The 13,852-nt window shown below is 37.9% G+C and carries 11 protein-coding genes; 3 read left to right on the top strand and 8 right to left on the bottom strand.

The annotated features are described in order from the left end of the window. Positions 1 to 40 precede the first annotated feature (40 nt). The 4 genes from BUB71_RS13700 to BUB71_RS13685 form a co-directional block, all read right to left on the bottom strand. Positions 41 to 1,462 carry a branched-chain amino acid transporter BcaP gene (locus tag BUB71_RS13700; protein ID WP_073155598.1) on the bottom strand — a complete coding sequence of 474 codons (1,422 nt, stop codon included), beginning with the start codon at positions 1,460 to 1,462 and terminating at the stop codon, positions 41 to 43. 284 nt (positions 1,463 to 1,746) lie between these two features. Further along, on the bottom strand, positions 1,747 to 3,702 hold the full coding sequence (locus BUB71_RS13695) for an LPXTG cell wall anchor domain-containing protein (protein WP_073155595.1): 1,956 nt from the start codon (positions 3,700 to 3,702) through the stop codon (positions 1,747 to 1,749). 204 nt (positions 3,703 to 3,906) lie between these two features. Next, on the bottom strand, positions 3,907 to 5,733 hold the full coding sequence (locus BUB71_RS13690; protein ID WP_073155592.1) for an anthrax toxin-like adenylyl cyclase domain-containing protein: 1,827 nt from the start codon (positions 5,731 to 5,733) through the stop codon (positions 3,907 to 3,909). Positions 5,734 to 5,862: 129 nt separating this feature from the next. After that, entirely contained in the window at positions 5,863 to 6,120 is a 258-nt protein-coding gene (locus BUB71_RS13685) for a DUF6154 family protein (protein ID WP_073155586.1), read from the bottom strand. A gap of 117 nt (positions 6,121 to 6,237) precedes the next feature. On the opposite strand from BUB71_RS13685, the gene BUB71_RS13680 reads away from it, so the two are divergent. After that, entirely contained in the window at positions 6,238 to 6,750 is a 513-nt protein-coding gene (locus BUB71_RS13680) for a QueT transporter family protein (protein ID WP_073155582.1), read from the top strand. 1 nt (position 6,751) lies between these two features. Here the strand turns inward: BUB71_RS13680 and BUB71_RS13675 are convergent, their stop codons facing one another. Genes BUB71_RS13675 through BUB71_RS13665 form a run of 3 tightly spaced genes read right to left on the bottom strand, consistent with a single transcriptional unit; the run spans position 6,752 to position 9,868 of the window. After that, complete coding sequence (locus BUB71_RS13675; RefSeq protein WP_073155579.1) at positions 6,752 to 8,155, bottom strand: bifunctional metallophosphatase/5'-nucleotidase; 1,404 nt, start codon at positions 8,153 to 8,155, stop codon at positions 6,752 to 6,754. Between the two features lie 25 nt (positions 8,156 to 8,180). Continuing rightward, positions 8,181 to 9,017 (bottom strand): sulfite exporter TauE/SafE family protein, encoded by an 837-nt coding sequence (locus tag BUB71_RS13670; RefSeq protein ID WP_073155576.1) that lies wholly within the window; start codon positions 9,015 to 9,017, stop codon positions 8,181 to 8,183. Continuing rightward, complete coding sequence (locus tag BUB71_RS13665; protein ID WP_073155573.1) at positions 9,014 to 9,868, bottom strand: DUF72 domain-containing protein; 855 nt, start codon at positions 9,866 to 9,868, stop codon at positions 9,014 to 9,016. Before BUB71_RS13665 ends, BUB71_RS13670 begins: the two co-directional genes overlap by 4 nt. A gap of 171 nt (positions 9,869 to 10,039) precedes the next feature. Between BUB71_RS13665 and BUB71_RS13660 the strand changes: the two genes are divergently transcribed. Beyond that, complete coding sequence (locus tag BUB71_RS13660) at positions 10,040 to 11,488, top strand: nicotinate phosphoribosyltransferase (protein WP_073155571.1); 1,449 nt, start codon at positions 10,040 to 10,042, stop codon at positions 11,486 to 11,488. On the opposite strand, the gene BUB71_RS13655 is transcribed toward BUB71_RS13660, so the two are convergent. Next, positions 11,472 to 12,284: a YihY/virulence factor BrkB family protein gene (locus BUB71_RS13655; protein WP_175552371.1), complete on the bottom strand. Its 813-nt coding sequence runs from the start codon at positions 12,282 to 12,284 to the stop codon at positions 11,472 to 11,474. The two genes, BUB71_RS13660 and BUB71_RS13655, sit on opposite strands and share 17 nt — an antisense overlap. 221 nt (positions 12,285 to 12,505) lie before the next feature. Between BUB71_RS13655 and BUB71_RS13650 the strand changes: the two genes are divergently transcribed. After that, positions 12,506 to 13,831, top strand: a complete 1,326-nt coding sequence (locus BUB71_RS13650; RefSeq protein ID WP_073155565.1) for a helix-turn-helix transcriptional regulator — start codon at positions 12,506 to 12,508, stop codon at positions 13,829 to 13,831. Positions 13,832 to 13,852: the final 21 nt, after the last annotated feature.

Here is a 13,852-nt window from a genome sequence, read left to right as displayed (position 1 = left end):
CAAAGCCCAGAGCACTTACCCAAGGCTTTGGTTTGTTTATTTATGCTGAGGTTTTCTGTTCTTTTACACTTTCAGCTTCCAAATGACTATGTTTACGCCCATATGCAAAATAAATCACGAACCCAATGAAGACCCAGATCGCAAATCCAATCCAAGTGATCCCAGAAAGTTGCATAATTAAATAACTACAAAAAAGAACCGATAAAATCGGAATAACTGGTACTAAGGGTACTTTAAAAGCACGCTTGAGATCCGGCTGAGAGCGACGAAGAACCAAAATGCCAACTGAGACCATGATAAAAGCGGACAATGTCCCAATATTGGTCAGTTCGGCTAACTTGGCAAGCGGTATAAATCCAGTGAATATGGCAACAATTGCTGCTGTGATCCAAGTATTAACTAATGGAATTTTCTTTTTCTGATTGATGCGTGAAAAGATAGTTGGCAACAGGCCATCTCGACTAATCGCATATAAAAGTCTTGTCTGTCCATACATCATTACGAGTAGAACAGTTGTAATCCCTAAAATTGCACCTACCGAAATAAAACCAGCTACCCAATCTTGATGAATCGATTGGATGGCAAAAGCAACTGGATTTTTAACATTCAGTTTTTGATAAGGGATAATACCCGTTAACACAGCACTTACGACTACATAAAGCAAAGTACAAATTCCTAACGAACTAATAATGCCAATTGGGAGATCACGCTGTGGTTTTTTCACTTCTTCAGCAGCTGTCGAAACAGCATCAAAACCTATATATGCAAAAAAAACTGTAGCTGCGCCTGTTGCTACTCCTGTAAATTGGTTAGGCATAAAGGGGGTCCAGTTTTCAGGTTTTACATAATTGACACCGACTGCTAAAAACAGGAGAACCACAGCAACTTTGATCATTACCAGCACATTATTAAATCTAGTGGAATTCCGCACTCCATTCGATAAGAGAAAAGCAATTAAAAAAACGATGATCATTGCCGGTACATCAACATATGTCCCATTTGCAGGATTGTATGCACTTGAAATCGGCTTTGGAATATGGAGACCAAAGCCTGAAATTAGACCTTGAAAATAACCTGACCATCCGCTAGCAACAGAAGATGAAGCTAATCCATATTCTAAGATTAAATTCCATCCAATCACCCAAGCGATAAACTCACCAAATGTCGCATAGCTATAAGTGTAAGCGCTCCCAGAAACCGGTACTGAAGAGGCAAACTCTGCATAGCAAAGAGCAGCGAAAACACAGGTGAACCCAGAAATAATAAAAGAAAGAATAATCGCCGGTCCGGCATGTTCAGCCGCTACCACTCCAGTTAACACAAAAATCCCTGTACCAATAATCGCTCCCATTCCTAACATTGTTAGGTCAAAAGCTCCAAGTTCTTTTTTTAATGATGAATTTTTGCTCTTTGCTACATCTAATAATTCAGCAATCGACTTTTTGCGAAATAAGCTTCTCATTATACACCTCCAATAGATTGTAAGATTAGAAATATTTACTACCCGATCTATTGAAAAATTTTGTTCATATATATGAATGGGATCAGATTCTATATCTACCTATTATTATAATTCAGATAATTATGTATATGCAACGAAATACTGTATACTGGAAATAGTTTATGAGACACATAAAAAAAAAGAAAATCATCGGAAGAACCGATAATTTTGAACAAATATGGTCATCAAAAATCGGACACAAACAACTCTAGAATGAATTCCACGAGCTTTAACCGTTTAAAATGTTACCTCTTTGCATGATTATTTAGTCGATGATACACAATTCCACCTACAAGAAGTAACACAATCCCGATCATCAAATAGATTGGATTTGCACTCGCTGTTTTCGGAAGCGGTCCACCAGCTGGAGGTTTTGTAGCATCGTTTTGTTGATCCTGATCATTTTGACCTGAACCTTGAGTCTGCTCAATTTGTACAGTGAATACAGTTTTTCCAACTGATTGCTGACCATCCACCTGCCCACTAAATTCTACTACAACAGCAAAAGTGTCTTTTGGTAACGCTTCTTTTTGAATCATCCATTCACTTTTTTGATTACCATTTCTAAATTCTTTTGTCATCCCATCCTTGATCGTCCATTTCCAAGTTCCTAACACTAATTTCGCTTGAATCTCTCCAATTAAACTTAATTGATCATGATTCCAAGTTGATGAGACATTGATTGGAACGGTTTTCAAATTATTTGAATCGACCTTTAGCTTATTTTCTGCTGAACCTTTCTTTTCCTCTCCGTTCACTTTTCCTTGATAAGAAACTTTGAATGTCCACTCACCAGCGGAAAGTTCCTCTTTCTTATAATGAACTTGAAATACAGAGGATTGTTGCTTTCCTTCACGTAACAATCCTTTTACTTCCTCGCCATTAGGATTGATCGGTTGAACAACCCAATCCCATTTACTCTGTTGCCCAGGATTAGGCTCCAGATGCGCTTTTATGTCATAGCCATCTGTGGTTGGCACCGATTCAACTTTTAAAATAGACGTCTGATCGTCCTTGGGTGGATTATTGTTCTGATCTTTTCCTCCATCGGAGCCAGGTGGATTATTGTTCTGGTCTTTTCCTCCATCGGAGCCAGGTGGATTATTGTTCTGGTCTTTTTCTCCATCGGTGCCAGATGGATTATTGTTCTGGTCTTTTCCTCCATCGGTGCCAGGTGGATTATTGTTCTGGTCTTTTTCTCCATCGGTGCCAGGTGGATTATTATTCTGATCTTTTCCTCCATCGGTGCCAGGTGGATTTTCAGGTGGTGAATTATTTTCTATCGTTGCATCTTTTTTACTAGTAAATACACGCACTTTAGATAAAGAGAGGTCATCATTTTTTATTCCAAAATATTCGACATATATTGGTGATTGACCTGAAGGCAGCTCATTTTTTGCAAAAATAATACTTACTGCACCTTTTTTATTCACTTCTGTCTTTACTTTATCTTTTATCGTGACTTTCCACGTCCCAGTTAGATCTTGTCCATCTTTTAAAGAGAGATCCACTTTTAAGCTTCCATTCTCTTGAAACTGATGGTGCTCTTCAATCTGTTTGGAATCGTCTTTTTCAACAGCTAAATCTTGCAAAATCAATAATGGGGAGTTATTGTCAGTTCCAACAAATTCGTATCGAAACTTCTTCACTGAATGAAAATAGTTGAAAAGTAAATGTGGCCATAAGGAATCAATTGGTTTTCCTGGTGTTTCATCAAAACTGTAGAATTTCTGATCATTCATATAGACATTCCATTTACCATTTCGTTTCTGGTTGTAGCCCACAACACCTTTTAGCTGAAGCGAATTTTCATCCGTTAAAGCGATGAAAGAGACTGGTTTTGTGGTGATCGTCATTGCCTGTTCAAATGCTTTCCCATTTACTTCACCTGTAAATTTTACAATTACTGAACCTGGCATAATCAAATTAGCCTCTATACTAGACTTATCTCTATTCGCGCCTACTACATCTACATGTCCAGAGCCGTCTGGATAATCAAGAGACCAATATCCATTTACAGATTGTGCATTTTTTATACTAATAGTTGCCGATTTCCGATCATTGGAGAATTGATAGGATAATGTAGGATTCCCAGCTGGTACTTGTTCATCTTGTGAATTTTTCTGCTCCGCAGTTACAATTCCTGGCAACAAAGAAAAACAAAGCAATATCCATAATAAAAACGCTGAAAACCTTTTCATGATCATCCCTCCTCATGCGTGGGAAAATCAACATATACATTCTTTTTTCGATAAATTTATTATAACATTCTATATAGAGGTAAAAGAACCTATATTCATTTAATATATATTAATTCCTTATTCATGCAGCAGAGTGTATCTCTTATATCCATAATAATGATCAATCTTACCTTTATGGCTACTAGCTCATTCACCTGTTTTGTATTATCGAAAAAAATTCCTTGAATTATCTTGCTTAATGCGTTCAACAATGTACTTGATATTGCGTGGCTGATGAAATGTAGAGTTACTCACTTGTTGAGTTTTTAACTTACTCTTTAATTCAAGTTTCTTAGAAACTGATGACTTAAAATTTTCCTTCATAAGGCTTACTAATGTTTCACTTTTCAAGTCAGACTGAATGCTATTCTCCCAATTAATCTGTTTTTTATTTCCTGGGGCTATTTTGTTATATGACGGATTTATATAAAAAAGGTAGTTATTTGCAATGATATTTTTGGCAATAAATTTTTGTGTATCTTGCCAACTCTTTGTTAATACAACTGAACCATCAGGAGCAATAATAAAGATTTCCTGATCTTGCTCTGGATTACGTACGTTATCTTGTTCCGTTCCATGATTAATTACAGCTCCACCAGTATAACCAGCCTCGATAACTGCTGTATTTAATCGATTCACCATATCTTGTTGCCATTTTGTTAAATTACTTCTATCTTCATTTTCTTTTCTAATAAAGCCATATTGATACATCAACTCTAGATAATTATTATTCTTTTCGATGATTCCTTCTCTTTCAGCAACTCGTTCCTCCCAAACCTTCCTTGGAATTTGCGCTTTTGCCATTTGAATATCTGGTGCTAAAGCAAATAAATCATAATCAGCCGTAAGTGGTTTTGGGGTTCGATCAAACATCCTACCCAATATTTCGATCGGTTTCCACGAAAAGGTTTCTCCTAAGCATGTTTGTCGACCTAATCTAGTTCTATATTCTACAATCCTAGTATTATGATCTACCCGAAACTGATAAGTCTCATTTTTTACAAACAGGTTTGAATAGACACAACCAGACTCTTCGTATATGGGTCCAAGCTTTAAAACATCTTTTATTTCCAGCTCTCTCTGTCGATCTATATCCAATTCTAGGTATAGCTTCACAACGGATGGATTTCCATATTCATCCTTCTGCTCTATCGTTCGCTTGTTTTCCCTATTTCCCCAATCCACCTCTACTTTTGATCCATGTAGCTTCGATAAATCTTGGTCATAAGGAATATAGCCTGCCATTGGACCCCAGTCAGAACTTTTACCGTGAATACTCTTCTCTTTTGTCGCTGCACCCTTCGCAATCAAACTTGTTGCTAATCGATTAACAGGACGAAACATAATATAAGTATAGGTTTCAATCGCAATTTCTTTTAACTTCTCCACATGTGCGGGAACCAATCCCGAATTTGCAATGGCTGTTCGGTCTGTCTCTGCTCGGATTCCCTCTAAATCTACTAAATTTATTTGGTATTCCAATAATTCTGCTGCCAACTCAAGATATGAATGCCCATCTTTCTGTCGCACAGTACGTCCTTTGATATGATGAGAAGTTCCTCTCCTGATCAATCCATAATATAAACCTTGATTCTCTGCAAAAGCGATTGGCTCACCGGCCGGAATATTCACTCGTAAAACGATAGAGGGAGTATCAAGTTGATCAATGGTGAGATGACCGACAAAATAACCTTTCTCTGTTAATATATCTTTTGACATTTTCAACTGATTAGGATCAAGATTTATATATAACGTTAAATCGTCAGATAAAACTGGTGCTTTTTCAATGATTGAATCCATCGTTTGAATTAAAAAATAATATTTATCTTTCTCTTGTACCGCTCTATTGATGGCATTCATCGAACGTTTCATCATACCTTGTAGTACCACTCTATCTGTTATATCTAAATTGTTTAGTAAAAGTTGATTTAACTTCATTGCTAAATCTATTTGATCATGATTCGATTTATTTTGGATTTCTTCATTGACCATACCACCTCACCTCCTATATATTTATTTTTCTCTATGCATAACAACTCTCTCTAAATGCATCCTGAAAGTGTTACATATAAAAGGAATGCAAAATCTTGACAATAAAGAATTTGCATTCCTTATTCTAGCTTAATGAAAACGTTGTGTTGAATTATGATTTCGAAGCTGAGGTAACTTCCCATCCTGAGCCATCTTCATTTTAATCATTTCTACCAAGTAAACCCCCATCATCTGTACAACCTCATCTTCATTCATCTGTTCTATTAACTGCATGACATTTTCCCTTGTCTGATCCTCTAAAATATTTAAAACAATTGCCACCGCGTCATCTTCATCATCTTTCAATTGATCTCGATATAATTGATAAACCTCGTCAACAAAACTCATTTATATTTCCGCTCCCTATCTCAATGATGAGTTTATTCATTTTGCATTTCTTTTTGTACGAAGGTAGAATAGAAAAGACTTAATCATGCAATTTAAAATTGAGGAAGTGCAAGAAATATGTCGAATCATAACAATCACAACACAAGTTGGACATCCACCCGAGGGATCACGATCATAGCTTGTATTGCAGCGCTCTATGTTGTTCTTACCCTAAATCCGCCTCTGTATATACTCTCGTACTCTGCTATACAGATTCGATTTTCTGAGGTATTAACTGTTTTACCATTTCTTACACCGTTAGCGATCCCAGCACTATTTATCGGTACTTTTATTGCAAATCTTTTTGGTACAAATGGTTTAATCGATGCAATTATAGGTAGTCTAGCTACTTTACTAGCTGCATGGTTAACAAGTAAAATGCCAAATCGTTGGCTAGCACCATTGCCTCCTGTGATTGTGAATGCGGTAATCATTGGTGCCATGTTGGGATACTTGTCCCACAGTTGGCAACAAGCTCCGCTCTTCATGGTACAGATTGGCATTAGCCAGTTGTTAGTATGTTATTTGCTAGGTCTTCCATTTTTACGCTTCATGCTACGATACCAAGAGCATCTCTATCAGAAAAAATAACTTACCTAAATCGTAACACTTCTGCTCTCTTTCTTGCATCTTTTTTACTCAAATGATCATAAAGTAAATCGCGTAATACCTCTGGCATAAAAATTTTTTCCACTTTACCTACTGCCAAATCTACATAACCTACACCAAAAGTAAACATATCTATGGTAGCGACAAGATATTCTTGATCATCCACTAAACATTGTCCATCTGCTTCAATTCGTGTCACGAACTGCCCATCCAGATGGACAACAAACCCTGATACAGCTATCCTGCCCAATTTCTCACCACGGAACCCATATCCGCGAATTTCTTGTTGCTGAAACTCTGGATACAGCGATTGTTCGATTGTTTGGCGAATTACCTGCCCTTTTAATGTTAAAAGTACTGGATTGATCGGGTGAGGACAAACACGATGTAAATCTTGACGGGTTACATCTCCTTGAGGTAGTGATTCAAGAAGTTGCCCATTATTTACAAGTGCTAACCCTGCACCTGTCCAATCGGCAAGGCTATCTGCTAGTAGGTTCGCAAAAGTCGATTCTTGATACCAATCTATTAATAATGGTTCACAAAGATTTACTACAGTTTCTGAAAGTTGCTGTTCAGCGTTTGTTGTTGCATGAGTAAGCATCTTGTGAATGGTCGGTTCTACCAGGTCATGCTCTACTTCAATACATTTAGCCGAGCTACTTTGCACTTTCATCTGATCATCTAATTCAATTGTTACTTGCCCTAAGAATTGACCAAACTTTCCAGCAGCAACGATTAAAGTATCCCCGCATTGTTCTCCTTTTGGAAGAAGATGATGAGTATGTCCTCCAACAATGATATCAATTCCTTTTACTTCCATTGCCAATTGCCGATCAAATGCTAATCCTAAATGAGAGAGAACAATGATCAAGTCAACTTTTGAGCGCAAAAGACTTACTTCATGTGCGACCGTCTCCAATGGGGAATCTAAACGCCAACCCATTTGCTCATAGTAATCATCAAAGGGTACAGTTACACCCAAACAACCAATTGTTACTTGCTGTCTTTTAAAAATCTCCCATCGTCTGCACCAACTGGGTTGTTCCTGTCGCTGTGTATCGATCAAATTGCTCCCCAGTATGGTAAATGGAGCAGCTTGATATAAATTGTTTAATTGGTCTTTATCAAACGTAAGCAACTCATTATTTCCAAGTGTAATCGCATCATAGGCAAATTGCTCTAACAAGAGACGATTGATTTGTCCATCTGTACCCTCGGTCTCAAAACGCGCTCGATCCATATGATCACCTGCATCAACTAACAAATAAGGATCACCTTGCTCAGACCATTGGTTTCGAAATTCTGTTATTTTGGAATAAAGTGAAGCAACTCGCTCAAAATGACTATGCAAATCATTTGTGTGCAGAAGATGGAAACGAACCATCACATTCCCCCATTTCTCATCTATATCAGATCAAATGTAGTCCTTTTAGTAACATTCGGATGGCAACAATCATAAACGAAATACGAAGGATTAACAGCAGTTTCTGACTTGGAAGTCTGGAAGCAATCCATGCACCAGAATGACCGCCGATCCACGAACCCGGTGCAAGACATAAAACTGCAAACCAATCTACATTTCCTTGTACTACATGAGCAGCACTTCCAAAAATCGATGTTAGAAAAATGGTAAACATCGAAGTTGCTGTAGCGACATGTGGTGGAAATCCATAGAGCATTACCATGATTGGCACAAGCAATGAACCGCCGCCAATTCCAAATAAGCCTGAACAAAAGCCTACAAACAATGCTAATCCTAATGCACTCAATCGGTGATAACCATATTCCACAACTTTACCATCAATTATTTTGCTACGATGCACATCCCAACGGAGACGTTTCGTAGGTGGACGCTTTTTTAAACCCAATAAAAAAGCAACTAGCAACATCAAGAGAGAAAAAGCAATATAAAAGCGATCAACAGGAAAAAAACGCGTGCAATAAGCACCAATAAGCGCCCCGGGGCCACAGGCGATAAAAAATAACCATCCGACTGTAAAGTCAATTTTCCCCTGTTTGGCATATGACAAAGATGAGGAACAAGCCGTCAATATGATCAGCAACATAGATGTACCAACTGCAATAGCAGGTGTAATATGTGCAAACTGTGGGTGAATCGTTGCAGAGAAAAGCAACATTGGAACAATAATCACTCCACCACCCAAACCAACAAGACTACCAAAAGTACCTGCAATCCATCCCACTATCAACCAAAGCAATGCAATCCAGATCAAATCATGAATCATTCAAATAACCCCAATTGCCTAGGGGAAAGCCCCTTCATTTCAAGACCCAAAAGCTCAACCATCAACTTTGCACTACCAACAGCATCGCCTTGTGAATTGTTATTAAATAACAGGGTCATCTGCTTACATTCTTGCTTTAATCGTTTAATCTCATCTGCACATTCTGATAATTCTTCCTTATTATAGCGATAGGCATAGCGTACATCTCGCCAATTCGGTTTTCCAGTGTTATTCCAACCTTGAACATTTCTACCATGAAATCGAATCAGCACCTGATTAGGATTGGTCACTGCCATTACACGAGGGATCGAGCCATCACCAGCTTGGGGCTCATCACATATTACATGGATAAATGCTTCAGATTTTAGAAAATCAAGTGTATGCTCTTTCCGCTCATCTAAAAACCAACTCTGATTTCGAAATTCAATCGCGACAGGATCATTTGGAAAAGCTTGACGAATACGCCGTAAATAACGAACGTGTTTTTGCGAACAATCATACCAAGGCGGAAATTGAAACAATAACATTTGACACTTTCCTTGTTCTTTCATTGGCAATATCGCTTCCCGATACTCATCTATCAACTGATCCCAGCTTCGCTCAGGCGCACCTTTTGGTCGCCCATGTCCCGTTAATTCACGATAAGCTTTTATAACAAAGCGAAACGATTCTGGTGTCCGGCTCGCCCACTGCTCCATCCGCTCAGGAGCTGGGATTGCATGATAAATACTATCTAATTCAACAACTGGAAACGACTGTGCGTATATGGGGAGTTTTTCTGTCGATGCTGTGCCTTTTGGATAGAGGTCGTGATCTCCCCATCCACAGACACCCACTTGTATTGTGTTCATCTGTATACGCCTTTCATTGGACTCTTATAAAGAACATGATATTTTTTCCATTCTATCATATTGTTGAACAGAGCCTCAAATAACGAAAAATATTCATCTAAAAAAGTCTGGATTGGGGTAAAATCGTAATGGAAGTGCTTCATCACTCAAACACAGAAAGAGGAGCTATCAATGATTTCCGCCCTACATACTGACAAATATCAGATCACAATGACTTATGCACATTGGAAAAATGGAACGGCAAACCACCGGCGAATCTTTGATCTCTATTTTCGTAAATTACCATTTGGCAATGGTTTTGCTGTCTTTGCTGGTCTTGAGCGTGCCATCGATTACTTAGAAAACCTTCGTTTTTCAGATGAAGATATAAACTTTCTACGCTCTTTAAACGATGAATTTGATGAGGAATTTTTCGATTTTCTTCGTCAATTTCGCTTTCAAGGAAATGTTGATGCCATTCCTGAAGGCTCGCTTATTTTCCCAAACGAACCACTACTTCGCTTAGAGGGTAATGTCGTTGAATTACAACTAGTAGAGACAGCACTGCTAAACTTTATTGGTTTTCAAACATTGATCGCTACAAAAGCAGCGAGAATTCGTCACCTGACAGATGGAGAGCTTTTGCTGGAATTTGGCACTCGACGCGCTCAAGAAATGGATGCTGCCATCTGGGGAGCACGAGCCACCTATATTGGAGGATTTGATGCAACATCAAATCTCCTAGCAGGAAAACAGTTTGGTATTCCTACCAGCGGGACACATTCCCATGCTTGGGTACAAGATTTCCACAGTGAATTAGAAGCATTTCGCGCATATGCTAAAGCATTTCCAGACTCTTGTACACTACTGGTAGATACTTACGATACATTGCGTAGCGGTGTCCCCAATGCGATTAAAGTAGCCAAAGAGCTACAAGCAATTGGAAAGAATTTATCAGGTATCCGGTTAGATAGCGGCGATCTCGCTTATTTTTCTAAACAGTCGAGACAGATGCTTGATCAGGCAGGATTAACCCAAACCAAAATCATTGCTTCTAGCGATTTGGATGAAAATACAATTCTCAACTTAAAAGCACAAGGAGCGCAAATCGATGGCTGGGGCATTGGTACCAAGCTGATTACTTCATATAACCAACCAGCGCTTGGTGCAGTCTACAAAATGGTTGCGCGTTTTGAGCAAGGAAATTGGAAACCGACCATCAAGCTCTCCTCCAACCCGGAAAAGATTACGACTCCTGGAAAAAAAACAGTCTATCGAATTATTGACCAACAAACACAAAAAGCTCATGCAGACCTCATTACTGAAAGTGATGAAACAATTGATGAGAAAAAAGCGCTCACACTATTTCATCCTATCCAAACCTTTAAGCGGAAACGGGTCCAAAATTTTTCTGCTGTCCCATTACTTGTCCCGATTTTTAAGCAAGGAAAACGAATCTATTCTCTGCCTACTTTACAAGAGATACGGCAATTTCACGATCAACAATTAACTCATTTTTGGGATGAGTATCTGCGTACCTTAAACCCAGAGGAATACCCTATTGACCTTTCGCAGAAACTTTGGGATACCAAACATCAGATGCTAGAATCGATCCATCGTGAGGTTAAGGATCGTGAGTAATCTTATGTCCAGATATAATTGCATTAATTTGAGCGCCAAGAATTAAAACAAGTGCGGAAAGATAGAACCACCCTAGTAAAATCATCATCGTTCCTAAGTTTCCGTAAATTGTCGTATATGGTTGAAAACTAACATAATAAGCAAAACCAAGGGAAGAGATTTGCCAACCAAAAGTAGCAAAGATAGCTCCTGGTACTGCCTGCTTGATGCGAAGAGGGATATTGGGTCCCCACAGATATACAAATAAGAAAAGTACAAACAACAATAAACTTGTTAACAGCCAACGAATCCAAAACCAAGAAACTTGGAAAATTTCCCCCAACCCAAACATTTTTAAAATATGTGTTTCAATCCAAGAACCAAAGACAGGAAGTAATAGTGATACTAATAAAGCTAATAACAGACCAAACATGGTCACAAATCCAAGTAAAAACTCTTTCCAGACGGGTCGATTCTGCTGAATCTCATATGCATCATTAATAGAGCGTATGACAGAACGAAAAGCAAGTGATGCAATATAAAATGTTGTAAGTAGACTAATAGATAAAAGACCACCTTGGGGATGATCAAGAATATGAACTAAATTTGTCTTGATCATCCCATATGTATCTGATGGGGCAAACGGGCGGATCATATTTAAGATATCAGTCGTTTTCACAGGCAAATATGCAAATAATGTAAAAGTGAGTAGTAAGAATGGAAAAAACGAAAGTAAAAAATAGTATGCCATCTGTGCAGCTATATCAAAAACGCCATCTTTCATGATTCTTCTTTTCATTTCATTAATAAAATCCACTAATATCATATCCTCTTCTCTATTAAATGATGTAATTATTATTCCACTAATCTATTTTTTCAATCTCCAAATCCAATTTTAGTTATTTATCTCAATTTTTACTTTTATGAAAATAAAAAAATCTGAAATACGCTAAATTTATAAAAAAATAGATTCCCAATTTTTATAAAAACGTGTAATATATTAGTACTATTCAGATTTTAATATCAGAGGTGAACGTAATGAAACAGCTTGCTTTACATGAAATGGGTGAAATCATCCGTAAAGTTCGTAAAGATCGGGGACTGCGGCTAGAAGATCTTGCTGATGAAAATATTTCCCCTGCTACTGTCTCTAATATTGAGCGCGGTGTAGCACATGTAAGCCCTGAGAAAATTGCTTATCTATTGAACAAGTTAAATCTTCCACAACATCGTCTACCTGAGATGTTAATAGAAGAAAAAAATGATCTACAAAAAATCAAATTTAAATTCCTTTTAATCTCTTCATTACATGCTATCGGTTTAAGTGATGATGCTTTAGATGAATTAGAAAATCTCAACTTAGAGGATACTCATCCATATATTGCTCAAGCATACTACTATAAGGGTCAATGCTTTTACCAACGTGAAAAATGGAAACAAGCGGAACGTGCTTTCTACAATGCGTTGCGTGCTTCACAACAACATCCATATAAAGAAAGCAATATGGAAGCGGCAAGTTATCTCATGCTTAGCCTTGTCAGCAGTCAACAAAATCAATTTGAACAAGCACTTGAGTATATCAATCTTGGAATCGAAACATTCCTTGAAGATGGCGAAAATAAATTTGTAAAATTCTCCCTATATTGTAACAAAGTCCACCTGCTAAAAAAAGCAAAACGTATTACAGAAGGCATGCAGATTATACAAAGTATATGGTCGTCTATCCCTTTAATACAGGACTTAGAAATTGCTCTTAGCTTCTATACACTTCGCGCAGAATTTTCCCATCGATCAGGCATGAACGATGAAGCGATCTACTATGCAACTGAAGGAATCCGAATTGCCAAAAGAAATAATCATCACCAAGCATTGCTTGAACTTTGGACCACTTTAGGTGTGATTTACATAGGGCTAAAAGAGACTGATTTAGCGCATACTTGCTTTGAAATGGCTCATAAATTAGAACATAAACTAACAAATGATGGACGAATTATTGTTCCCTACTTGCACCAAGGTATCCTCTATATGAAACAAGATCGTTTAGAGCGAGCCCATCAGACCTTCCACACTGGTTTAAATTACGCGGAGAAACTTGGAAATATAGAACAAACTGCCAACATACTTTACCAGCTAGGACAATGCTCTCTGCTGATGCAACGTGTCGAGGATGCAATTGGTTACTTTCGACGTGGAGTTGAGTTTGTTAAAAAACTAGAAAATCATGATTTAGAATATCAGTACTGGCATGGACTCGCCCAGTGCTGGGATGGACGCGATGAAGAAACATTTCAGCAATGTATGCGCCATGTCTTCCGACTTCATCATTTAGTAGATGCAGATTCCATGCTTGTAACAGCAAAATAAGGCTATATCATAAGCCATCCT

It is taken from the genome of Seinonella peptonophila (assembly GCF_900129355.1).
Classification (GTDB): Bacteria; Bacillota; Bacilli; order Thermoactinomycetales; family Thermoactinomycetaceae; genus Seinonella; species Seinonella peptonophila.
Note: the sequence above shows the minus strand (reverse complement) of the source record. Positions and strands in the feature narration are given on the sequence as shown.